Origin of the sequence: Micromonospora vulcania, assembly GCF_042658605.1 — a bacterium.
GTDB classification, from domain to species: domain Bacteria; phylum Actinomycetota; class Actinomycetes; order Mycobacteriales; family Micromonosporaceae; genus Micromonospora; species Micromonospora vulcania.
This window is the reverse complement of record NZ_JBHSQS010000004.1, coordinates 330,322-352,274: the sequence shown is the minus strand read 5'-3', so window position 1 is coordinate 352,274 and position 21,953 is coordinate 330,322. Positions and strand designations below refer to the sequence as shown.

25 protein-coding genes are annotated in these 21,953 nt (G+C 71.0%); 11 read left to right on the top strand and 14 right to left on the bottom strand.

Translation table 11 applies throughout. The features are described from left to right. Nucleotides 1–17: 17 nt before the first annotated feature. A complete protein-coding gene (locus ACFQGL_RS08635) occupies nucleotides 18–1,193 on the bottom strand; it encodes a glutathione-independent formaldehyde dehydrogenase (protein WP_377508045.1) in 1,176 nt (391 codons plus the stop codon). Between the two features lie 123 nt (nucleotides 1,194–1,316). Between ACFQGL_RS08635 and ACFQGL_RS08630 the strand changes: the two genes are divergently transcribed. Further along, nucleotides 1,317–1,901: a TetR/AcrR family transcriptional regulator gene (locus tag ACFQGL_RS08630; protein WP_377508042.1), complete on the top strand. Its 585-nt coding sequence runs from the start codon at nucleotides 1,317–1,319 to the stop codon at nucleotides 1,899–1,901. After that, nucleotides 1,898–2,794 (top strand): alpha/beta fold hydrolase, encoded by an 897-nt coding sequence (locus ACFQGL_RS08625; RefSeq protein WP_377508039.1) that lies wholly within the window; start codon nucleotides 1,898–1,900, stop codon nucleotides 2,792–2,794. The genes ACFQGL_RS08630 and ACFQGL_RS08625 overlap by 4 nt, the downstream gene beginning before the upstream one ends. On the opposite strand, the gene ACFQGL_RS08620 is transcribed toward ACFQGL_RS08625, so the two are convergent. From ACFQGL_RS08620 to ACFQGL_RS08610, 3 genes are all read right to left on the bottom strand, one after another. Continuing rightward, nucleotides 2,757–3,149: a PPOX class F420-dependent oxidoreductase gene (locus ACFQGL_RS08620; RefSeq protein ID WP_377508036.1), complete on the bottom strand. Its 393-nt coding sequence runs from the start codon at nucleotides 3,147–3,149 to the stop codon at nucleotides 2,757–2,759. The two genes, ACFQGL_RS08625 and ACFQGL_RS08620, sit on opposite strands and share 38 nt — an antisense overlap. Before the next feature lie 139 nt (nucleotides 3,150–3,288). After that, the gene (locus ACFQGL_RS08615) at nucleotides 3,289–3,528 is read right to left on the bottom strand and encodes a tautomerase family protein (protein ID WP_377508033.1); all 240 of its coding nucleotides are present in this window, start codon (nucleotides 3,526–3,528) and stop codon (nucleotides 3,289–3,291) included. A 32-nt stretch (nucleotides 3,529–3,560) separates the two neighbouring features. Beyond that, on the bottom strand, nucleotides 3,561–4,277 hold the full coding sequence (locus tag ACFQGL_RS08610; protein WP_377508030.1) for an SDR family NAD(P)-dependent oxidoreductase: 717 nt from the start codon (nucleotides 4,275–4,277) through the stop codon (nucleotides 3,561–3,563). Nucleotides 4,278–4,394: 117 nt separating this feature from the next. Between ACFQGL_RS08610 and ACFQGL_RS08605 the strand changes: the two genes are divergently transcribed. The 3 genes from ACFQGL_RS08605 to ACFQGL_RS08595 all read left to right on the top strand — a co-directional run bounded on the left by ACFQGL_RS08605 (nucleotide 4,395) and on the right by ACFQGL_RS08595 (nucleotide 8,249). Further along, nucleotides 4,395–5,033 (top strand): TetR family transcriptional regulator C-terminal domain-containing protein, encoded by a 639-nt coding sequence (locus tag ACFQGL_RS08605; RefSeq protein WP_377508027.1) that lies wholly within the window; start codon nucleotides 4,395–4,397, stop codon nucleotides 5,031–5,033. Between the two features lie 77 nt (nucleotides 5,034–5,110). Continuing rightward, nucleotides 5,111–6,793 carry an ATP-binding cassette domain-containing protein gene (locus ACFQGL_RS08600; protein ID WP_377508024.1) on the top strand — a complete coding sequence of 561 codons (1,683 nt, stop codon included), beginning with the start codon at nucleotides 5,111–5,113 and terminating at the stop codon, nucleotides 6,791–6,793. Next, the gene (locus tag ACFQGL_RS08595; protein WP_377508021.1) at nucleotides 6,783–8,249 is read left to right on the top strand and encodes an aminotransferase class V-fold PLP-dependent enzyme; all 1,467 of its coding nucleotides are present in this window, start codon (nucleotides 6,783–6,785) and stop codon (nucleotides 8,247–8,249) included. The genes ACFQGL_RS08600 and ACFQGL_RS08595 overlap by 11 nt, the downstream gene beginning before the upstream one ends. A gap of 166 nt (nucleotides 8,250–8,415) precedes the next feature. Here ACFQGL_RS08595 and ACFQGL_RS08590 read toward each other — a convergent pair whose 3' ends face one another. Beyond that, a complete protein-coding gene (locus ACFQGL_RS08590) occupies nucleotides 8,416–8,814 on the bottom strand; it encodes a hypothetical protein (protein WP_377508018.1) in 399 nt (132 codons plus the stop codon). Nucleotides 8,815–8,964: 150 nt separating this feature from the next. After that, nucleotides 8,965–10,494, bottom strand: a complete 1,530-nt coding sequence (locus tag ACFQGL_RS08585) for an MFS transporter (RefSeq protein WP_377508015.1) — start codon at nucleotides 10,492–10,494, stop codon at nucleotides 8,965–8,967. 258 nt (nucleotides 10,495–10,752) lie between these two features. Between ACFQGL_RS08585 and ACFQGL_RS08580 the strand changes: the two genes are divergently transcribed. Next, on the top strand, nucleotides 10,753–12,012 hold the full coding sequence (locus ACFQGL_RS08580) for a family 16 glycosylhydrolase (protein WP_377508012.1): 1,260 nt from the start codon (nucleotides 10,753–10,755) through the stop codon (nucleotides 12,010–12,012). A gap of 68 nt (nucleotides 12,013–12,080) precedes the next feature. On the opposite strand, the gene ACFQGL_RS08575 is transcribed toward ACFQGL_RS08580, so the two are convergent. After that, nucleotides 12,081–12,356, bottom strand: a complete 276-nt coding sequence (locus ACFQGL_RS08575) for a YbiU family protein (RefSeq protein WP_377508009.1) — start codon at nucleotides 12,354–12,356, stop codon at nucleotides 12,081–12,083. Between the two features lie 15 nt (nucleotides 12,357–12,371). Here ACFQGL_RS08575 and ACFQGL_RS08570 point away from each other — a divergent pair, with 15 nt between their 5' ends. Next, nucleotides 12,372–13,394, top strand: coding sequence for a DUF4331 family protein (locus ACFQGL_RS08570; protein WP_377508006.1), 1,023 nt, complete (start codon nucleotides 12,372–12,374; stop codon nucleotides 13,392–13,394). Between the two features lie 10 nt (nucleotides 13,395–13,404). On the opposite strand, the gene ACFQGL_RS08565 is transcribed toward ACFQGL_RS08570, so the two are convergent. Continuing rightward, nucleotides 13,405–14,358 carry a GNAT family N-acetyltransferase gene (locus tag ACFQGL_RS08565; protein ID WP_377508003.1) on the bottom strand — a complete coding sequence of 318 codons (954 nt, stop codon included), beginning with the start codon at nucleotides 14,356–14,358 and terminating at the stop codon, nucleotides 13,405–13,407. A 184-nt stretch (nucleotides 14,359–14,542) separates the two neighbouring features. On the opposite strand from ACFQGL_RS08565, the gene ACFQGL_RS08560 reads away from it, so the two are divergent. Then, nucleotides 14,543–15,091 (top strand): hypothetical protein, encoded by a 549-nt coding sequence (locus tag ACFQGL_RS08560; protein ID WP_377508000.1) that lies wholly within the window; start codon nucleotides 14,543–14,545, stop codon nucleotides 15,089–15,091. Between the two features lie 16 nt (nucleotides 15,092–15,107). Next, nucleotides 15,108–16,112 (top strand): hypothetical protein, encoded by a 1,005-nt coding sequence (locus ACFQGL_RS08555; protein ID WP_377507998.1) that lies wholly within the window; start codon nucleotides 15,108–15,110, stop codon nucleotides 16,110–16,112. A 77-nt stretch (nucleotides 16,113–16,189) separates the two neighbouring features. Here the strand turns inward: ACFQGL_RS08555 and ACFQGL_RS08550 are convergent, their stop codons facing one another. Together ACFQGL_RS08550 and ACFQGL_RS08545 are read right to left on the bottom strand one after the other, a co-directional pair. After that, on the bottom strand, nucleotides 16,190–16,420 hold the full coding sequence (locus tag ACFQGL_RS08550; protein ID WP_377507996.1) for a DUF2188 domain-containing protein: 231 nt from the start codon (nucleotides 16,418–16,420) through the stop codon (nucleotides 16,190–16,192). Nucleotides 16,421–16,493: 73 nt separating this feature from the next. Further along, on the bottom strand, nucleotides 16,494–17,144 hold the full coding sequence (locus ACFQGL_RS08545; RefSeq protein ID WP_377507994.1) for a M23 family metallopeptidase: 651 nt from the start codon (nucleotides 17,142–17,144) through the stop codon (nucleotides 16,494–16,496). Nucleotides 17,145–17,293: 149 nt separating this feature from the next. Here ACFQGL_RS08545 and ACFQGL_RS08540 point away from each other — a divergent pair, with 149 nt between their 5' ends. Together ACFQGL_RS08540 and ACFQGL_RS08535 are read left to right on the top strand one after the other, a co-directional pair. Beyond that, nucleotides 17,294–17,998, top strand: a complete 705-nt coding sequence (locus tag ACFQGL_RS08540) for a hypothetical protein (RefSeq protein WP_377507992.1) — start codon at nucleotides 17,294–17,296, stop codon at nucleotides 17,996–17,998. Nucleotides 17,999–18,011: 13 nt separating this feature from the next. Further along, the gene (locus ACFQGL_RS08535) at nucleotides 18,012–18,602 is read left to right on the top strand and encodes a TetR/AcrR family transcriptional regulator (protein WP_377507990.1); all 591 of its coding nucleotides are present in this window, start codon (nucleotides 18,012–18,014) and stop codon (nucleotides 18,600–18,602) included. On the opposite strand, the gene ACFQGL_RS08530 is transcribed toward ACFQGL_RS08535, so the two are convergent. From ACFQGL_RS08530 to ACFQGL_RS08515, 4 genes are all read right to left on the bottom strand, one after another. Beyond that, the gene (locus ACFQGL_RS08530; RefSeq protein WP_377507988.1) at nucleotides 18,575–19,942 is read right to left on the bottom strand and encodes an N-acetylmuramoyl-L-alanine amidase; all 1,368 of its coding nucleotides are present in this window, start codon (nucleotides 19,940–19,942) and stop codon (nucleotides 18,575–18,577) included. The genes ACFQGL_RS08535 and ACFQGL_RS08530 overlap by 28 nt on opposite strands. A gap of 30 nt (nucleotides 19,943–19,972) precedes the next feature. Continuing rightward, nucleotides 19,973–20,839 carry a MauE/DoxX family redox-associated membrane protein gene (locus tag ACFQGL_RS08525; RefSeq protein WP_377507986.1) on the bottom strand — a complete coding sequence of 289 codons (867 nt, stop codon included), beginning with the start codon at nucleotides 20,837–20,839 and terminating at the stop codon, nucleotides 19,973–19,975. Nucleotides 20,840–20,911: 72 nt separating this feature from the next. Next, nucleotides 20,912–21,508: a cell wall protein gene (locus ACFQGL_RS08520; RefSeq protein ID WP_377507983.1), complete on the bottom strand. Its 597-nt coding sequence runs from the start codon at nucleotides 21,506–21,508 to the stop codon at nucleotides 20,912–20,914. Between the two features lie 15 nt (nucleotides 21,509–21,523). After that, on the bottom strand, nucleotides 21,524–21,937 hold the full coding sequence (locus tag ACFQGL_RS08515) for an RlpA-like double-psi beta-barrel domain-containing protein (RefSeq protein ID WP_377507980.1): 414 nt from the start codon (nucleotides 21,935–21,937) through the stop codon (nucleotides 21,524–21,526). Between the last annotated feature and the right edge of the window lie 16 nt (nucleotides 21,938–21,953).

Here is a 21,953-nt window from a genome sequence, read left to right as displayed (position 1 = left end):
AGGATCGGCTCGGCCGCCTACGGGTGCAGCACCGCCTTGATCACCCCGTCTTCGCGGCGGTCGAAGCTGCGGTACAGCTCCGGAGCGTCGGCGAGGGTGCCGTGGTGGGTGACGATCATGCTCGGTCGAGCCCGACCGGCGACGACCAGGTCACGCAGCAGCACCGTGTAGCGGCGGTCGTGGGTACGGCCGAACCGCACGGCCACGCCCTTGCTGAACAGGGCCCCCCACGGCGCGACCAGGTCCTCGTGGGCGCTCGCACCGGGGCGCGGATGCAGGTCCCTGTCCGGGTACACACCGGCGACCCCGATCGCCCCCGCGGGGTTGACCAGCCGGGCCGCGTCGGTGATGACCTGGTTGGGACGTTCCCGATCGGGGTGCTCCCGGTCCCGGGCCTGGAACCCGACCGCGTCGATGACCTTGTCGATCCCACCCAACTTCTCCTCGCCGAGCGGTAACCCGGCCCGGGCGCGGTCCGCGCGGATCTGCTCGACCGGGTCGCCGTGGCGGAAGTCGACCGGTACCGCGCCGATCTCGCCGGCCTTGTCGAGCCGGGCGTCCACGCCGTCCACGCAGTAGACCACCCGGGCGCCCCGGAGCACCGCCGAGTAGGCGCTGAGCAGGCCGATGGTGCCGGCGCCGAACACGGCCACCGTGTCACCGGCCTGCACCTGGGCGAGGGTGGCGGCGGCGTGCCAACCGGTGACGAACGCGTCGGCGAGCAGCACGAAGTCGTCCTCGTACGCGTCGCCCGGCTCGCCCGGCACGGGTACGCAGTTCGCGTCGGCCCACGGCACGCGCAGCAGATCCGCCTGGGCACCCCGGTACGGGCCCATCCCGGCGTAGCCGTACGCCGCGCCCGGCCCTTCGGCCCGAGCCCGCAGGCAGGCCGCGGAGAGCCCTCGGGCGCACATCACGCAGGTCCCGCAGAACAGGTGCGTGGGGATCACCACCCGGGTGCCGGGTCGGACGGTCTGCACCGCGCTGCCCACCTGCTGCACGACGCCCAACGGTTCGTGGCCGAGCACCAGGCCGGGGTCGGCTCCGGTCCGGCCGTCGTACATGTGCAGGTCGGTGCCGCACAGTGCGGTGGAGGTGATCCGCACGAGCGCGTCGGTCTCCGCCTCCAGCGTCGCGTCCGGCACCTCCCGGACCGCGACGGTCCGAACGTCCGCGTAGACGACGGCTCGCATCCCGACTCCCCTCCTGCGGCGGAGCAGCCGTTCTTCCCCCGCCCGGGTCGTTCATGTCAGCGGCCGACCGACGGTGCTATCTTAGGGCACCTAAGTTGTTTCCTAGTTATCCAAAGGATGGCCATGCCACGGCAGGGTCTGACCAGCGCGCGAGTCTCGGCCGCCGCGGCCGAGCTGGCGGACACCGTCGGGTTGCCGCGATTGACCGTCGCGGCGGTCGCCCGGCACTTCGGGGTCTCGGACGCCGCCCTCTACGTGCACGTGCGCAGCCGCGCCGCGTTGATCGAGCAGGTCGCGGTTCGGGCGGCGGCCGCGTTCGCCGACGAGTTGGCGCTCGCCGTGGCCGGCCGGTCCGGCAGGCAGGCCCTCGTCGGGTTCGCCGACGCCTGGCGCGCGTTCGCCGTCGCGCATCCGGGGCAGTACGCCGCGACCCAGCTGCCGCTGCCGCCCGAGATCGGCACGAGCTCGGCGGGCCATCTGCGCCTGATCGAGCTCAGCTACGCGATGCTGCGCGGCTACGGGCTCGACGAACCGGGCCTGACCGACGCGATGCGTTTCGTCCGCAGCACCCTGCACGGTTTCGCGAGCCTGGAGACCGTCGACGGGTTCGGGCACCCCCGTGACGTCGACGCGTCGTGGCACACCATCCGCGACGCGCTGCACACCACCTTGAGCAACTGGTCCACCGGCATCCTGGAGCGACGATGAGCAGCCACGATCAACACGTCACCTCGGCCGACGGCACCCGCCTGGTGGTCCGCCGGACGGGTGCCGGTGACCCGGTCGTCCTCGTACACGGCTCGGGCGGTGGGCTGCACTCCTGGGCCACCGTCGCGGAACGGCTCGCCCACGACCACGAGGTGTGGATGCCGGCCAGGCGTGGCTACGGCCCCAGCGACGTCCCACCCGGCGACAATTCGTTCACCGCCGAGACCGCCGACCTGATCGCTGTCATCGAGGCGGCGCAACGATTCTCGGGTCGGCCCGTCCATCTCGTCGGTGCCTCCTACGGAGCGACCCTGGCGCTGCACACCGCCTCGACGGATCCGCGCGCGGTGCGCTCGCTGGCCATCTTCGAGCCCCCGCTCTTCGCGGCCGGGGCCGAGATCGCACCGCTGCTCGACCGCTACCGTTCCGCCTTCGAGCGGGACGACGCTCCCGCGATGGCAGCGGCGTTGAACGACGTGACCCGGGTTCCGGCCGAGATCGTCGCGGCATTCGCGGCCGCGGCCGGCGACCGTGAGCCCGACCCGGTCGAGGCGCGGCGCTCGGCGATCGGCTGGCTGCACGATCTCGAGGCGCTCGCCGGGGACAGCACCGACCTCACCCGGTGGTCCTCGATCACCGTGCCGACCCTCCTGCTGGCCGGTGCCGACACGTGGGAGCCGATGCCGACCACGATGAACGCGCTCGCGCGAGCGATTCCCGGCGTACGGCACGTCGTCTGGCCGGGCCAGTCGCACTTCGCGACCATGACGGCACCCACCCTGGTCGCCGACACCCTGCGGCAGTTCTTCACCGAGGTCGCGGCGTCGTCGAAGGCGGATGCCGACGGCCGGCCGCTCAGCCCATCGAATGCACCCGGTCGGCCTCGATGGTGAGGATGATCCGCACCTGGTCGCGGCCACCGAACCACGGGTACGGCCCACCGAGGTAGCGCTGCGACAACTGGTCGATGTGCTCGGCGGCGCCCTCGGTGCTGACGCGCACCACCCGTCCGCGCACCTCGTGGTACGCGCCGGGCTTCTGCGGGTCCGAGATCGCCACCGCAACCCGCGGGTCCCGCCGGACGTTGCGCGTCTTCTGGTGGGTCTCCACCGTGTTGATCAAGATGTTCGTGCCGTCGGTGTCCACCCAGGTCTGGGTGAGCTGCGGCGAGCCGTCCGGCATCAGCGTCGTCACGTAGCAGGTGCTCGGCTCGCGCAGCAACGCGAGCAGGTTGTCAGGCAGATCCACGAAACAGTCCTCCTCATGGTGACCAACCCCGTGTTGATCACCGGTCAACAGTCGCACGAGTTGATCGACAGCGCTGGCCGAGCCGCCCCTCGGCGTTCGCCGGTGCGGCGGCCCGGCCGCACCGGCCGACGACCTGGGCCTACTCCGGCGCCTGGGCGCTCTGCTGTAGACGGAACTGCTCGACCGGGAGACCGCCACGGCCCCAGTTCTCGGTCTCCACCTCGTCGATCACCACGAAGGTCGACGTGAGCGGCTTGTTCAGGACGTCACGCAGCAGTTCGCTGACACCCTTGATGAGGGCCGCCTTCTCCTGCGCCGTCGCTGCGGACGCGTCGGGCGTGCTGCCCTCGCGGGTGATCTGGATGGTGACGATCGGCATCGTCTGCTCCTTCGGTACGAATTGGGCTGGGGTCAGCGACCGGCGTTCTGACCGCCGTCGACGTGCAGGATCTCGCCAGTGACGAAGGGCGCGGATTCGAGGTAGACGACCGCGTTGACCACGTCGCTGGTCTCGCCGATCCGGCCGACCGGGTGCAGGCCCGCGAGCGCCGCGTGCGTCTCGACCGGGTGCATCGGGGTCTTGATGATGCCGGGCGCCACGGCGTTCACCCGGACGCCCCGGCCCGCGTACTCGATGGCGAGGGACTTGGTCGCGGAGCTGAGGCCGCCCTTGGTCAGCGAGGCGAGTACGGACGGGACGTGCGAGCTGGGCTGGTCCACGAGGCTGGTCGTGATGGTGACGATGTGGCCCCCGCCGACGGCCAGCAGGTGTGGCAGCACACGCTGGGTGAGCTGGAAGAACCCGTTGAGGTTGACCGCGGTGAGCAGGGCGAAGTCCTCGTCGGTGTAGTCGGTGAACGGCTTGGCGACGAAGACGCCCGCGTTGTTCACCAGGCTGTCGATACGCCCGAAACGGTCAAGGGCCGCACGAACCACCCGTTCCGCCGTGTCGGCGTCGGAGATGTCGCCCCGGACGGTGACGATCTCCGGGTCGTCGGCCGCGCCGATCGAGCGCGAGGTGGCCACGACGCCGTAACCGAGCTTGCGGTACGCCTCCACGAGGTCGCCGCCGATACCCTGCGAGGCACCGGTGATCACGGCGACCTTCTGTCCCTGGCTGGTGCCCATGAGAACCACTTCCTGACTGGCCGAAGCCCTGGTGGTCGAGCCTGGACGGCTCGGCCGGAGAACCAGTAGACGACTGGTCGACAAAAAGCTAGCCGACCGGTCGTGTATCGTCAAAGCATGGGACGGACGAGTGACGCGCGGAACAAGATCCTCGACGCGGCCGCCGCACTGCTCGAGCAGCGCGGCTACTCGGCGCTGGGAGTGGCCGAGATCTGCGCGACGGCGGGCGTGCCGAAGGGCAGCTTCTACTACTTCTTCGAGTCCAAGCAGGCACTCGCCCGCACGGTGATCGACGAGCACTGGGTGACTCAGCGCCGCCAGTGGGAGCAGGTGCTCGGCAGTACGCACGACCCGTTGCGGCGGCTACGGGACCTGTTCGAGGCCACCACCGAGGTTCAGCGCGCCGGCCAGCAGCAGGCCGGTCTGGTCGTCGGCTGCCTCTTCGGCAACCTCGCCCTCGAACTCAGCAACCAGGTCGAGGAGATCCGCCGTCGGCTCCAGGAGATCTTCGAGGAGCAGATCGACCTCATCGAGCGGGTGGTCATCGAGGCGAAGGAGAGCGGCCTGGCCGGCCCGTCGGTCGACACCCGGGAGGCCGCCCGGTCCATCGTCGCCCAGATCGAGGGGCGGGTCCTGCTCGCGAAGCTGCTCAACGACCCGGCCCAACTGGAGACGCTGTGGCGCAACAGCCTGGACCTCCTCCAGGTGCCGGCGCAGGCGCGCGGCACGACACCGGCCACACCGGTCGATCGGTAGCCACCCCCCGGGAGACGTGGCATCGCCGATGCACGATATTCAGGTGGACCACCCACCGACCGGATCGGGCACCCGACATGACGACCGAGCAGACCACCTCTCCCCCGCGTACCGGCGTCGGCATCGTGGCCAGCGGCCTGAGCCGCACCATCCACAATGGTCGCCGGATCCTGGACGACATCTCGCTGACCATCCGGCCGGGCGAGGTGGTCGCCATCATCGGGGCGAGCGGCGCCGGCAAGACGACCCTGCTGGAGACGCTGGCCGGGGTACGCCGACCGGCGACGGGAACGGTGGCGTACGACGGCACCGCCGAGGTCGGAGTGATCGGTCTCGTCCCGCAGGACGACATCATCCATCGTGAGCTGCCGCTGGAACGCACGCTGCGGTACGCCGCCCAGCTCCGCCTGCCCCCGGGGACCGGGCCGGCCGACGTCACCCGGAGGGTGGCCGAGGTGCTCGCCGAACTGCGGCTGACCGAGCGGGCCGCCGTGCCGGTGGGTCGACTCAGTGGCGGTGAGCGCAAGCGCGCCAGCATCGCCGTCGAACTGCTCACCCGCCCGGGGGTGTTCTTCCTGGACGAGCCGACCTCCGGGCTGGACCCGGCGATCGCCGTCGACCTGCTCCGGGTGCTGCGCACGCTCGCCGAAGCGGGGACCACAGTGGTGCTCACCACTCACCAGATCACCGACGTGGACCGCTGCGACCGGGTCGTCGTGCTGACCCGCGAGGGCCGGTTGGCGTTCGCCGGTACGCCGACCGACGCCCGAGAGTTCTTCGGCCTTCGGTCCCTGGCGGAGGTGCACCTGCGCCTCGACGAGGAGACGGACCAGGCCGTCTGGCCCGACCGCTTCGCGGCGTACCGCGATGTTGAACCGCCGCCCCGCGCCGGCGCACCGGACGCCCCGACGCCGGAGCACCGGCCGGTCGGCCGACTGCGCCAGTGGACGGTCCTCACCGCACGCAACGCGGAGATCGTCGCCCGGAACCGGTTGACCCTGGCCATCCTGCTCGGCTCACCGCTGATGGTGCTCGGCATGTTCGCACTGCTGTTCCGCCCCGGCGCGTTCGACCCGACACGACCGAGCCCGAACGTGACCGTGATGATCCTGTTCTGGATCGCGTTCGGCGGCTTCTTCTTCGGGCTCACCTACGGCCTGCTCCAGATCTGCACCGAGCTGCCGATCCTGCACCGGGAGCGGCTGGCGGGTGTCCGGCTGGTGCCGTACCTGTTGGCGAAGGTCGCGGTGCTGCTGCCGCTGCTGGCCCTGGTGGACCTGGCCCTGCTCGGGGTGCTGCGCGGGATCGACCGCCTACCGGCGGTTGGCGGCGATGATTTCGCCGCCCTCTACGCGACGCTGCTGCTCTCCTCGGCTGCCGCGCTCGCCCTCGGCCTGCTCTGCTCGGCGGCCGTCTCGGACGCGGCCCAGGCGACCCTGATGCTGCCGATGCTCTGCTTCCCGCAGGTGCTGTTCGTCGGCGCGATCCTGCCGGTGCCGGCCATGGCGGTCGGCGGCCAGTGGCTCAGTTACGCGATGTCGAACCGGTGGGCGTTCGAGGGACTGGGGCACACCGCCGGGGTGGAACGGCTCTGGCGCGACGGTGGATCACCGCTCGGTCCGCCGCTGCTGGCCACGTACGGCGACAGTTTCTCCCGGCCGGTGTGGGTGAACTGGTTGGTGCTCGGCGGTTTCGTGCTGCTCTTCCTCGGTGCGACCTGGGCGGTGCTGGTGCGTCGGGAGTCGCGCCGTGCGGCCTGAGCCGGGCCCCGGCACCGCCCTGGCGGCGCTGCCGGGGTACGCCGACACCGCCCGGATCGACGAACTGCGCGCCACCGAGTACCGGCACCTCGACCAGGACGGCCAGGTCTACCTCGACTACGCCGGAGCCGGCGTGGCCGCGCGGGCCCAGGTGACCGCCCACCACGATCGGCTGCTCGCCGGCCTCTACAGCAACCCGCACTCGGAGAACCCGACCTCTCTGGCGGCCGGTTCGCTGGTGGAGTCGGCCCGACGCACGGTGCTCGACTTCTTCCGTGCGGACCCGGCCGAGTACGCGGTCATCTTCACCCCGAACGCGAGCGGCGCCTGCCGGGTGGTCGGCGAGGCGTACGACTTCGGCCGTGCCGCGCCCTTCGTGTTGACCTGGGACAACCACAACTCGGTCAACGGCATCCGTGAGTACGCACGGGCCGGCGGCGCACGCGTGCGTTACGTGCCGCTGACCGGGCCGGAACTGCGGGTCGCCGAGTCGGACCTGGTGACCGTGCTGGCAGCCGGCCGGGCCGGGTTGGCCGGGCGGTGGGGTCGGTCCGGCGGGCGGGGGCTGTTCGCGTACCCGGCGCAGAGCAACTTCTCCGGCGTACAGCACCCGTTGAGCTGGGTGGAGTTGGCCCACCGACACGGGTACGACGTGCTGCTCGACGCCGCTGCGTTCACTCCGACTAACCGGCTGGACCTCAGTGTCGTACGACCCGAATTCGTCTGTCTGAGCTGGTACAAGCTCTTCGGCTACCCCACCGGCGTCGGCGCGCTGCTGGCACGCCGGGACGCGATGGCCCGACTGCGCCGGCCGTGGTTCTCCGGCGGCACGATCCGCGCGGTCAGCGTTCAGGGCGACTGGCACCGGCCGATGGACGACGAGTCGGCGTTCGAGGACGGCACGCTCAACTTCCTGAGCATCCCGGACGTCGAGTTCGGGCTGCGCTGGCTCGACGCGATCGGCGTGGACCTCGTGCACACCCGGGTCGGCCTGCTCACCGAGTGGCTGCTCGGCCGGCTGACCACGCTGCGGCACCGCACCGGCCAACCCCTGGTCGAGGTGTACGGGCCGGCGACGGGCGAGGGGCGGGGCGGCACGGTCACGTTCAACCTCCGCCATCCCGACGGCGCCCTGGTCGACGAGCGGCTCGTCGCGCGGGAGTCCGCGGCGGCCGGTTTCTCCCTGCGGACCGGCTGCTTCTGCAACCCGGGCGCGGGCGAGGGCGCGTTCGGGATCACCCGGGGCCTGCTGCGCCGACGACTGCTGAGCGGGGTGGACACGATCGACCAGTACCTCAATGCGCTGCGACTGCCGACCGGCGGCGCGGTCCGCGTCTCGTTCGGTCTCGCCTCCAACGCGGCCGACGCGGAACGCTTTCTCGCCTTCACCGAGGCGACCTACCTGAACCGCGACGCCGGCACCGAATCACCGCTGCCACCCCGGCTGCGCTGCTGACGGCGCGCGGGCCGCGCCACGCGCTCCGCCGCGCGCGGGCCGCGCGCCGCCGCGCTATTTCCTGGATTTAGTGGCCTTCTGCGGTCCGAACACCACTACATCCAGGATCGAGCACGATCTTGCGACGCTCGCGGCGGGCAGCGGGCGGCGGGCGGCGGGCGGCGGGCTATCCGAGCTGGGCGACCGGTGCCGGGCGGTGCTTGATCTCCTCCATGAACGAGAACCGGGCGGTCAGCTCGGCGATCGTCAGCCCGGCCCGCCAAGCGGCGGCCAGTTGGGCCACCTGAAGAAGATCCATCGCGTCGCCCCGCGCCTGGACCTCGTCCGAGACCCGCAGGTCGATCATGAAGTAGCGGGCCTGGGAGCCCAGCCCGACGCAGACGACGCCGCGGTCGGAGTGCAGCTCGGCGCAGGTGAACCGGGCGCGTCCCTGCTCGGGGGCGGTCACCCGGCCGAGGTCGAGCTGATGCCGGGCCGCGGTCTCGATGAGCGCGGGAGCCAGACCACCCCGCTCGACCAGGTCCGGGTAGAGGCGCACACCCAGCGCCGTCGACACGTCGCTCATGACTGACTCCCACTTCCTTGTGACAGAGACCAGCAGCGCGCAGGTTACGGGGACGTTTCCGGCGAGCCTCGTCATCCTGTCCCCCGTGGACGCCCCACGGCAATAGGAAGGATCGATTCGACCTCCATCGGAGTACGAGCGCGGCCCGGCTCAGGCACCCGGTGCGGAAACCGCGACGGGTCGCCCGCTCCGCTCCGGTTCGGGGCGGGCCGGCGCGCGTACCAGCAGCAGCACGGCCGCGCCAGCGGCCAGCGCGACGATCCCGCTGAAGAGGAAGATCCGGTCCAACCCGCTGGCGTACGCGGCGCGCAGGGCGTGCTGCACGGCCGCCCGTACCGGCTCCGGGGCCTGCGCGAGCAGGCCTTGCGCGGAGCCGCCGGTGAGCCCGATGGCCGCCCTGCCCGGATCGTCGAACAGTCCGCTGTCGGCGAGCACCGAGCGGGCCCGCCCGGCGGCCACGCTGGCGAAGACCGGTACGGCGACGGCGAACCCGAGCTGGCGGAAGGTGTTCATCGCACCGTTGGCCATGCCGGCGCGCTCGGCCGGCGCGGCGGTCAACGCCGCCGAGGCGAGCACCGGGGAGGCCAGCCCCACCCCGATACCGGTGACGCTGAGTCCCGGGATCAGCGCGGTCCAGGTGGAACCCGGGCCGACCAGCATGCAGAGCAGCGTCCCGACCCCGACCAGCAGCAGCCCGACGCCGATCGAGTACTGCGGCGCGACCCGGTGCAGCAGCCGCCCACCGACGCCGGCGACGACGAACGAGACAGCGGCCAGCGGGGTCAGCACGAGTCCGGCGGCCACCGGCTCCAGGCCGAGCACGGACTGCGCCCACAACGAGACGAACATCAGATTCGCGAACGCGGACGCGGTGAGTACCGCCCCGCCCACCATCAGGGCGGTGAACGACGGCCGCCGGAACAACCTCAGGTCGATCATCGGGTCAACCCGGCGCGACTCCACCAGCAGGAAGAACGCCAGTGCCACGGCGCTGACGACGAAGGCGGCGACCGTACCCCGGTCCGTCCAGCCGTGTTCCCCGGTCCGGATGAGGCCGTAGACGAGCAGCGACACGGCGAGGGTGAAGAGGCCGGCACCGGGCAGGTCCACCCGGCCGCCGCCCGGGTTGCGGGACTCCACGATCGACCGTACGGCGATCAGTACGGCGAGTACGGCGAACGGGATGTTGACCAGGAAGATCGCCCGCCAGCCGACGTGCTCGGTGAGCACGCCGCCGAGGATCGGCCCGGCCGCGGCGGCGGCGCCGTTGACCGCGCCCCAGACGCCGAACGCCAGGGCCCGGTCCCGACCGGTGTACGTGATGCCGAGCAGGGCCGCGTTGGTGGCGTACATGGCGGCGGCGCCGACGCCCTGAACCCCCCGGGCGGCGATCAGCACGCCGGGGTCGGTCGCCAACCCGCAGCCCAGCGAGGCGATGGCGAAGAGGACCAGGCCGGCGAGGAACACCCGGCGGCGGCCGAGCAGGTCCGACACCGATCCGGCCGCCAGCAGGAGGGCTGCCAGGACCAGCACGTAGATGTCGATCGTCCACTGCAGCGCGGCGAACGAGGAGTGCAGACCGCTGGCCAGTGCCGGCATCGCGACGGTGACGATGGTCAGGTCGACCAGCAGCATGAAGGTACTGAGCGAGATCGCCACCAGGGGCAACCACTTACGCATGGACTACCGCCTCAGGACGTGTGGGTGTACCGGGAGTGAGCCTGCCCGAGGACGGCGGAGGGTAGCGGGAGGCTCGCTGAATGGCGTACGCACTGGTCAGTGCCGCGACGATCCGACGAGATCAGGCGCTGACGGCGTGTCGTCGCATTGGAAACACTCTTGACAGAAACGTCAAATATCGACATCCTTCGTTTAAGAGAGCGCTCTCCTTGATCTCCGGCGCACAGCCTCCGCCACCCCACCGCTGAGGAGCCTCCCGTGTTCACAGCCCGCCCCGCACCCCGCATCCGACCACTCGTCCTCGCGGCGGTCACGCTCATCGCCACCGCCGCGGCACTCGTCCTCCCCACGCAGCCCGACCGGGCCGAGGCCGCCATCGGGCCGATCAGCTGGCAGGACGAGTTCAACGCCCCCGCTGGCGCGGCCGTCGACCAGAGCAAGTGGCGGTTCGACATCGGCGGTGGCGGCTGGGGCAACAACGAGCGGCAGTACTACACCAACAGCACGAGCAACGCCGTGCACGACGGTCAGGGCAACCTGGTCATCACCGCGCGCCGGGACAACCCCGCCAACTACCAGTGCCACTACGGGCGCTGCGAGTACACCTCGGCGCGGTTGCTGACGGCCGCCACCTTCAGCCAGACGTACGGCCGGTTCGAGTCCCGCATCAAGATCCCGCGCGGGCAGGGCATCTGGCCGGCGTTCTGGATGCTCGGCACCGGCGGCGGATGGCCCGACGCCGGCGAGATCGACATCATGGAGAACATCGGCCGCGAGCCCAACACCGTCTACGGCACGGTGCACGGTCCCGGCTACTCCGGCTCCGGCGGCATCACCGGCAGTCGCAGCCTGGGCGGGCCGCTCGCCGACGGCTTCCACACCTACCGGGTGGACTGGGAGCCGAACGTGATCACCTGGTACCTGGACGGGGTGCAGTACCACCGGGTCGACCCGGCTCGGCTCGGCGGCAACCGGTGGGTGTTCGACCACCCCTTCTTCATGATTCTCAACGTGGCGGTCGGCGGTAACTGGCCCGGCTACCCGGACGGCTCCACCCAGTTCCCGCAGCAGATGCTCGTCGACTACGTCCGGGTGTCCAGCTACACCTCCGGCGGGGGTGGCGAGCCGCCGGCCGGCACGAGCCGGATCAGGGGAGCGCAGAGCGGACGCTGCATCGACATCCCCGGAGCCAACCCGGTCGAGGGCGCCAAGCTGCAGATCTGGGACTGCAACACCAGCGCCGCGCAGGCCTGGACCTTCGCCTCGGACGGGACCGTCCGCGCGATGGGCAAGTGCATGGACCCGGCCTGGGCCGGCACCGCCAACGGCACCGAGGTCAACCTGGTCTCCTGCAACGGCAATCCGGCCCAGCGGTTCACCCTCAACGGCGCCGGCGACCTGGTCAACCTCAGCTCGAACCGGTGCGTCGACGTACGGGACGTCAACCCCAACAACGGCGGCAAGCTGCACCTGTGGGACTGCAACGGTGCGGCCAACCAGAAGTGGTCCCGCATCTGAGCGAACCACGACCACCCGGTGGGCCGCCCGAACACTTCTCGGGCGGCCCACCGGCTGGTGCCGGGAGGTCAGTCGAGGCCGAGCCCGCGCCGTCCCGTCGGGTTCAACTCGTCGGGCTGAAAACGGTTGGGCCAGTCGCTCTCGTAGTGCTCCGCCGGGAAGTCGGTCGGGCTGGTCCCGGCCTGGAACGCCTCCCGGACGGCGACCGCGTACCGCTCGTTGCGCGGACACCACGGTGCGGCGGGGATGTACCTGACGTTGCCCCAACCCTGCTGATCCTCGGCCGATGGCGTGAGAGGTGGACAGATTGTCGCTATGTTCGGACTGACCCACAAGTCCGGCATTTCGGGAGCAAACGCATGTCGCACCACCTCGACACCCCCCTCGCCGCCCAGGGCGGCCAGCTCTACATCGACGATCTTTACGTCTTCAGCGGCGACCGCGCCACCGTCTTCGTCATGGACGTCAACAGCTCGGTGACGAAGGCCGACATCAAGCGTGGTTTCCACGCCGAGGCGCGTTACGAGTTCAAGATTCACTTCAACGGCGCGGATCAGGAGGAACTGGTCTACCGGGTGGCGTTCGGCGAGCCGGACGGCGCGGCGAAGCAGACGCTGGAGCTGTACGAGCTGACCGGAGCCGATGCCCGCGACGACAGCGCGATGGGCACCCCCGTGCTCCAAGGTCGGACCGGCGAGGTGTCCAGCGGTGGTCACGCCCGGCTCTGGGCCGGGCGGATCACCGACCCGTTCTACATCGACCTCGACCAGCTCGCGACCATCAACGGCGCGGTCAAGAACGGTTCGAAGGTGGACCACTCCGCGTGGCGGGCCGACAAGGCCAAGAACAGCTTCGCCGGCACCACCGTCGAGTCGATCGTCCTCGAGGTGTCGCACGACGAGCCGCTGCTGCGCGACGGCACCGAGATCGGCGTCTGGTGCCGCACCATGCTCGCCACCGACGCCGGGGGGTGGCGACAGATCAACCGCGCCGGGCACCCGATGATGTGGCCGATCTTCTGGCCCCACGACACCGACTTCACCGACCCGGCCAACTTCCGGCACCCCAGCAAGGACCTCCCGGAGGACGGCGAGGAGATCGCCTCGGCGGTCGCCGGGGTCGTCAAGGCGAACGGCACCGCGCCGGACCCGCAGGCGTACGGCCGGAGCGTCGCCCGGGCGATCTACCCGGACGTGCTGTCGTACCAGGTCGGAACGGCGGCCAACTACGGCTTCGCGATCCGGAACGGGCGCACCATGGCCGACAACGCGCCCGAGGTGATGTTCGCCCTGGTGCTGAACACCGCGATGACCTCCGGGCTCACCCCGGACGTGACCAGGGCGGCCCGCGCCGACACGTTCCCGTACGTCGTCCCGGCCTGACCCAGCGCCGTCAGCCGACGGGGCGGGTCAGGCTCCAGTAGCCCACGCTCGGCTGCATCCCGAAGGCCCGGTTCGCCCGCAGGATCGGTTCGTTGCCATCGTCGTTGTGGGTGGTCACGGCCCCGGCACCGGCGTCGTGCGCCGCCTTCAGGGCAGCGGCCTTCAACGCGACCGCCACGCCCCGTCCGCGCTGCTCGACGGCGACCCCGGTGTAGACGGTGTACCAGTCGCCGCTGCCCGCCTGCGGGGTGATCACGGTCAGCCCACACGGCGTCGCCTCGGGCGCGTCACGCAGTTCGGCCAGCAGCACGGTGGCGTGGTCCGGGAACATCCGGCGGGTCTGCGCGAGGTCGACCTCCTGGCCCTCGGCCCCGGGCAGCGGCAGGCCCTGCACCGTACGGCCGATGCATTCGAAGATCACCGGCTCCTCGGCCTGCATCTCGGTGAGGCGGATCCGCACGCCGGCGGCGTCGGCGGTCTGCGTGGCACGCGTGGCGAGGTCGTCGCCATGCCCGGCGAGGTCGAATCGCCAGCCGACGCTGTGCCGCGTGACCACCAGGCCGTACCGCTGCGCGAAGCGCCTCCCACCGTCGAGATCATCGCGGATCGCGCTGGTCAGCACGTGCTGCGGGCCGAGATGACGCTCGGCCCAGCCGGCCAGCTCGGCGGCGAGCGCGGTGCCGATCCCCTGCCCCCGGTCGCCCTGGGCGACGGCCACCAGCGCGGAGATCGTGCCAGGGAAGGCCGGCTCCGCGGTGAGTTTGCCCGCGCCGACGATCACGCCGGACCGCTCGGCGACGACGGCGTGGTGCAGATCGCCGGGTTCCGTGTGGGCCAACTGGTCGAGCAGTCGGTGCCGTTTGTCGCCACCCGCGGCGAGCACGAGCAGGTCGACAGCGGCGAGGACGTCGGCCGGTCGCAGTGCGCGGATGGTGGCGTTCACCGGAGCTGTGTGTGCGGTCACGTGCTCGGAAGCTACCCGGCGCAACCTCCTCACCAGCAATGATCTTCGCCACGCCCGGCTCCCGCAGCCCGGGAGTAGACCCCTCGACGGTGGTGCAATAGGGCATTTCTCCGTTCCTGCGCCTTTTGCGTGCATAGTCTCTGAACCGGAGCCCATGGGGGATTTCAATGACGAAGGAGACTTGATGCGAAGGAAACTTCTCGCCGCCGGCCTGGCCGGCGTCGCCGCAGCCGCCGCGCTCGCCGGCCCGGCCGCAGCGGACACCACGGGTGAAACGATCGTGACCCTCACCGTCAACGCCGCCGGTGGTCTCTCGATCACGGTGCCCGCCACGGCGAACATCGGAAACGGCGTCGAGGGCACGACGATCTCCGGACAACTGGGCCCGGTCACCGTCCTGGACCAGCGCGGGTCGCTGACTCCGAACTGGACCACGAGCGTCGTCTCCACCGACTTCGTCACCGGCGGCGGCACCTCCGGGGAGACGATCCCGGCCATCAACGTCCTGTACTGGTCCGGCCCCGCGACCGGGACGGCCGGCAGCGGCACCTTCACGCCGGGCCAGCCGACCGCGGCCCAGCAGACGATCATCAACGTCCCGAAGACGGCGTTCAGTCACACGGGTGGCACCGGCAACAACTTCGCGAGCTGGAACCCCACGCTGGTGGTGAACGTGCCGGACGGGACCGTCGAGGGTGTCTACACCGGGACGGTGACACATTCGGTGGTCTGAGCCGCTCGGCCGGCTGGTGCTGCTGGCCTCGGTCGCTCTCGTAGCGCTCGGGCTGTCAGCGGCACCAGCCGTTGCCGCGCGGGAGCAGCGCTACGAGCCAGGGGACGAGGCGGCCGCGATCAGCATCCGCCTGCTGGACATCCCCGCCAAGCGGGCCGAAGATCCGCGCGCCCGCGTCTATGTCATCGACCACCTCAAGCCTGGCACGACGATCAGCCGCCGGGCCGAGGTGCGCAACGACTCCCCGGAGACGCAGAAGATCGAGCTGTACGCCGGGGCCGCGTCGGTCGAGAACAACACCTTCACCGTCGCCGATGGCCGTACGGGCAACGAGCTCAGCGGTTGGACACGGCTGAAGACCGCCGCTCTGGAACTCGAGCCGGGCGAGCGGAAACCGGTCGAGGTCGAGATCGCCGTCCCGAAGAACGCGTCCAAGGGTGAGCGGTACGGTGCCATCTGGGCGCAGGTGAGCAGCGCGACGAAGCAGAGTGGCAACGTCGTGCAGGTTCACCGGGTGGGCATCCGGGTCTACCTCGACATCGGTCCCGGCGGCGACCCACCGACGGACTTCCGCATCGACGGCCTGGCCGCCGAGCGTGGCACCGGCGTGTTCCCGGTGGTGACCGCGAAGGTCACCAACACCGGCGAGCGGGCGCTGGACATGACCGGGCGCCTGTCCTTGAACAAGGGGGCGGTCCGAGCCGGGCCGTTCAAGGTCACCAACGGCGTGACGATCCTGCCAGGCCAGAGCGGTCAGGTCCGTATCGAGGTCAACCAGACCCTGCCCGCAGGAGTCTGGGACGTGCAGGTGGTGCTCGCCAGCGGCATCGTGGAACGGTCGGCGGACGGCCGCATCACCCTGCCGGTCGCGGCGCCCATGACGGTCGGGAAGTCCCCGAAGGCGGTGTGGCTGGCCTACTCGGCCGGCATCGGGGCCCTGCTGGTGCTGGTCGTCCTGGTGGGCTGGTATCTCGCCCGTCGACAGCGGACGCGCGGCACGCCGGCTCGCCGGCAGGTCTGAAGCCGTACCCGGTCAGGATTCCCGAGGGCTGCCCGGCCGCTCGCATCGAGACGGCCGGGCAGCATCGCCAACTGCCGTCAGCCCTTGATGTCCCGTGGGTCGCGGCTGCGCGGGTACGTGTCCTTGTCCCCGATCGTGCCGTCCTGCTTCTTGATCACGTGCTCGACACCACGGTCAGCCGCCATCTCGCGGCCCTGCGCCTGCGCGTCGGCCTTGGCGTCGTGCGTGCTGCTCGCCCGCTCGTTGCCTTCCGGACGCACCTTCCACTGCCCGTCCTCGTGGTAGGTGTCAATGTCGCCCTTGACCATCGTCGACTCCTCCCTGCGTCTGAACTCTGCACAGAGACTTGCCCCGAGTCGTCCCGGGCAAACACCGGTGTCCTCAGCGGACGCCCGGAGCGCAGTTGTTGCTCGCACGCCGCACGATGTGCTCGCGCTCGTCGGTGGTGATGCCCGACGGTGTTCCGTCGAACCAGGTCTCGACCTTGTCGAAGCCCCGGCGCTGCTCGTAGTGCAGGTGTGGCGCACCGGAGTTGCCGGTGCTGCCGAGCCGGCCGATCTGCTCACCCTGCGCGACCCGCTGACCGACCCGGACCAGCGGCGGTTCGAGCATGTGCAGGTACTGGGTCTCCCACTTGCCGCCGTGATCGATCTTCACCCAGTAACCGCCGCCGCGGCCGCGAGGGCCTTCCGGGTTCTCCGGCGTACGCCCGCCCAGCGACCCGTTGATGCCCGCCACGGTGACCGTGCCGGCGTACGACGCGAGCACCGGGCGCCCCCACGCCTCACCCTCGATGGGGAACAGATCGACGTCGTAGTCGTCGTGCCCGGGGTAGGTGCTGAGCTGCCACGTCTCGCCACACGCGACGGGGAGCTGGAAGAGCGGACGCGGGCCCGCCGGTCGCAGCAGCGGCACGGCGACCGAGGCGACGGCGACGACGGCCGCGACCGCGACCAGCACGAGGAGGATGCGGACGGTGCGGCTGCGGGCACGCCGGTGGGTGCGGACTCTGGTGGGGCGGCCGGTCGTCATCGCCCCGAGCATGGCAGACACCGACAACGCCTTCGCCCACCCCTCGGACACATTGCGGTCGTATTGCCAAACAGGCTAGGGTGAGGTGCAATGCAGTCGTATTGCATCCGAGTGCGGGGCGCCGCCGCGTACGAGCCTGAGGACGGACGATGACCGACACGAAGGCCCCGCCCCGGGCGAAGGTCGGCCCACTGCTGCGCCGGGCCGCCGCCGCCGAGGGTGCGATGTGGCGCAGCCTGTACGTGTGGGCACGACGCCGGCCGCTGTCGTTGGCCCCGGGCGACGACCCGTTCGGCTACCTCGGTGTGGTCAGGCCGATCCTCGGCATCTTCATCGCCCTGTCCGCCGTCGAAATCCCGATCTTCGACCTCATCGTCAGCAACGTGGTGCCGTGGCGGCCGGCCCGCTGGATCGTGCTCGTGCTCGGCGTGTGGGGCCTGCTCTGGATGCTCGGGCTCTACGCGAGCATGACGATCCACCCGCACGTGGTGGGTGACACCGGCCTGCGGGTGCGCCAGAGCGCGGGCATCGACCTCTGGATCCCGTGGACGGACGTCGAGGCGCTGCACAAGCGCTACCGCTCGCTGCCCTCCAGCAGATCCGTGCAGATCGAGCAGGAGGGGGACCGACGGGTGCTGCACATCGCGGTCGGCAGCCAGACCAGCGTCGACGTCCGGCTGCGCCGTCCGATGGTCTTCGACCTGCCGAGGGGACGGACCGAGCCGGTCGACGAGGTGCGCATCTACGCCGACGACCCGATCGGCCTCCTGCGCAGCGCACAGGGCTCCCCCGCGACCGAGACCGTCCGCCGCCCGCCGCCCTCGCCAGCGAGGTCTCCGGGTCACCCACTGTGAAACGATCGAGGCCATGCCCAAGAAGGTCGATCACCAGGAGCGACGCACGCTCATCGCGGACGCGTTGATGCGAGTCGCCGCGGATCAGGGCCTGGAGGCCGTCAGCCTCCGTCACGTGGCTGCCCAGGCCGGTGTGTCCGCCGGGATGGTTCAGCACTACTTTCGTACCAAGGACGAGATGATGGCGTTCGCGTTGAGCGTGGTCCGCGAGCGCAATCAGGTCCGGGTCACCGAGGCGGTGACGCGACTGGGCACCGACCCGGCTCCCCGACTCCTGCTACGCACGATGATCGCGGCGCTGTTGCCGCTCGACCAACGCACCCGCGACGACGGTCGGGTGGCGCTGGCGTTCCTGGCCTACACCGCGGTACGACCGGCCGCCGCGCCCAGCCTGCGCACGGGTACCGAGCAGCTGACCGGGTTCATCGCCAGTCTCCTTCCCGCACCGGACCCGGACGCCGCCGCGGCCGGCCTGCTGGCGCTCATGGAGGGGTTGGGCGTCTACCTGCTCGGCGGTCAGTACACCGCCGAGCAGGCGTTGGACGCGCTGGACGCCCACCTCGATCTGCTCTTCGGTCAGCAGCGCGGCACGCCCGGAATGTAGCCGTCGTAGCCGGTCAGCAGGAACGCGTCGGAGACGTAGCGGTTGGTGCCGATCCGGTCCCAGATGGCGCTCGTGCCGTACGGGCCGGTGACCGTGCTGCCGATGGCCTGGCAGTAGACGCCGACGGTGGCACCGTCGGCGACCGAACCGACGACCGCGTAGCCGGTGCCGGGGCCGGAGCGCACGTTCAGGCTGGACGCCTCGGTGTTCACCGTGCCGGAACCGATGCCGGTGCTGCCGTTGACCAGTTGCAGGTAGTAGGTCCAGTTCCAGTTCGGGCCCGGGTCGGTGTGGGTGGCGCCGGGCACCTCCACGTGCCCGATGATGTGCGCCCGGTCCTTGGGAATGCCGTACTTGGTGGCGAGGCTGCGGGTGAGCGCGGCGGACGCGCGGTACATCGCGTCGGTGAACCAGGCCGGATTGTCGACGTACCCCTCGTGCTCGATGCCGATCGACTCGGTGTTGTAGGTCCAGTTGCCGGCGTGCCAGGCGATGTCCTTCTCGCGGACCGACTGGGTGACGGCTCCGTCGGAGGATCGGAAGGTGTAGTGCGCGCTCACCTTGGCCGTCGGGTTCTGGAACCAGCTGATCGAGCCGGCGTACGAGCCCTGCGTCATGTGGATGACGATGCGGGTGATCGGGTGGCTACCCGGCCGGCTGGCCACGGTGTAGTTGCTCGTACTGGCCGGTGCCCAGGCGGCCGGCCCGTAGTCGGTGCTGAGCGTGCCCATCCCGCCGGGCGGGGCGACCCGTTCCAGGTCGCCTCGGCGCGGCGCGACCGGTCGGGCGGTGACCGCCGCACCGCTTCCCGCGTCGAATCCGGCGCGCAGCAGGTCGTAGACGGTGTCCCCGTAGAGCCGCGCGACCGACGGGTCGCTGGCGCCGCCGTACCGCACGACCGGCAGATACCAGCCGTTCACGTCGTCCCGCGCCGCGCCGACGAGGCCGGCCTGATCGGCGTACGAGCGCAGCACGGCGGCCGCCCCGAGGACGTTCGCGGCCGGTTCGGTACGCAGCGCGAGCGGGTTGAGCCGGGTGAGTTCGGCCGCCTCGTCCAGGGTCCGCACCTGCGGGTTGTGCGCCAGGTGCATGAGTCCGTACCCGCCTGCGGCACTCGGCGCACCACCGTGCATGTCCAGCCGGGACTCGGCGTACCCCAGCGCCACCAGTAGGTCGCGGGGTACGTCGTACCGTTCGGCGGCGCTGTCGAACGCGGCGGCCAGCGTCCCGGCCGGCGCTGCGGCGGCCGGTGTTGTGCCCACACCCTGGCCGGCGAGCGCGGCGGTCACGGCGAGCACGCCGCCGAGCAGGAGCCGACCCCGGTGGAAGGTTCGTAGCATCTGCACCACTCCTCATGACTGGACGTGCGTTCAGGCCGGGACGATGGAGAGTTGGGGACCGGTCGCCGGTGGCGTGCCGGCGAGACTCAGCAGGGTGTGACCGGTGGCGTCGTCGACCACGGCGACCCGCACCGCATCGGGTTCGCGGTCGACCAGCGGCACGGCGAACACCGCCGTCACCAACCGGCCCTGAAAACGCGCGGCGTGTCCGACGAAGCGCCAGTCGCCGTCGTCCCAGTGCTCCCGCACGTCGGAGCGCAGCAGCGGCGCCACCCGCCGGTAGGCGTCGCTGAGCTGGAGTTGCTGCACGGTGGCGAGCAGTGGCACGCCGGAGCCGCCGCGCAACGGATGGGTCAGCCGGGCTCGCAACCGGCGCAGTGGCAGCAGCCAGGAGTGGTCGAGCTCCGGGGAGAGTGCCACCACCACGGCCAGTTCGGCGAGCAGCACGGCCCCGCCGGCGACCGGGTGCCCGAGCAGGGCGGGCAGCCAGCCACCGGTGGTGAGCAGGGCCAGCCCGCTCGCCGCCGCCAGGAACCCGGCCCGGGCGAGGCTGCGGCCGGACACCGGGGTCGCGCGAGCGCTCAGGCAGCCGCAGGAGGAGGTCGGGGCGGCCCGGCGGGCGTAGCCGAGGTAGCCGAGGAAGGCGACGGCAAGCGCGGTCGCGGCCAGCGCCTCCGCGCGCAGGACGGGTGGCAGCAGGAGCAGCGCGCCGATGGTCACCTCGACGCCGCCCAGCAGCCGGTACGCGGGCAGCGCCCGCCGCTGCCCGACCAGTCCGGCGAGCGCGGACCGGTTGGCGGCCTGGGCGGCGTGCGGGCTGACGAGCTTGACGCGGGCCGACCAGATCAGCACCGCGCCCACGACCAGCGGTTGCAGCGCGGCAATCAGATTGATCACGGATTCTCCCCTCGGATGTCGTGGCGGTGACCCTCCGGACGGCGTGGCGTCGCGCCGCCCGGAGGGCTCCCGTCAGGCGGCGGCGTAGACGGTGGCGATGTCGATCTCGTTGGTGTCCGGATGCCAGGCGCCGAGCACCTGGACGTGCCGGCCGACCCGCAGCAGCGACAGGTCACTCACGGCCGGGGTGCCGTTGTAGACCGCGGCCGACCGGTCCGGTACGACGTGCGCGACGATCCGCCGGCCCTGGTGGTCGAGGTGCAGCACGTTGCGACCGACGGCGGCGATGTGCGCGTGCAGGTTGACGATGTTGACCCAGACGGAGTCCGCGGCGAGCGTGCCGTCGGGCAGGCGGACGCCGCGGGCGTAGAGCCCGTCGCCGACGGCCACCTTGTCGAACGTGGTGGGGTGCAGCTTCCAGAGGCTCGTGCCGTCGGTGATCCGGATCGAGTGCAGCACGGTGTCCGATCCGGTGACCAGCAGCATGTTGCCGGAGATCTTGCTGATCCGGCCCTCCGCGAAGTTCGGATCCGGCGCGCCCGGATCGATGATCGTGGGTTCGGCGGCGAAGGCTGCCTCCGGAGCGAGCGAGCCGAGGCCGGTGGCTCCGACAACACCGCCGAGCGCCGCGGTGGCGAGCAGTCGTCGGCGATCGATGGTCTGGTTCATCTGGCACTCTCCGTTTCAGACCGTGTCGACGGAGCAGGGCCGCAGCCCCGCGGAGAGACTGGCGATCGCGCTGTACGCGGCGGGCGTCAGATCGATGATCCGATTGCTGCCACAGGCCGAGCCGCAGCAGGTGCTCTCGCCACAGAACAGGTCGGTCTGTGGGCCGCAGTCGGCGATCGTGGTGCCAACCCGGGCCCCGTTGCACAGGTTCGTGGTGTAGTGCCGGAAGCCGCAGCCGCGTCGGCTCATCCCGGTCACTCCGCACCGGTCCGGACGGGTGATGGCCAGGCACGCGTCCGAGGTGTTCGGCCAGGCGTGCTGGTAGTTGCCCGACCGGCAGGTGCCACAGGCGCCGCCTCCGGCCGTACCGCAGGGACCCCAGGCGCTGCCGCAGCAGAACCACGACACCTCGCCTCGCAGAGCCGCCATGGGTGCCTCCTCTCTG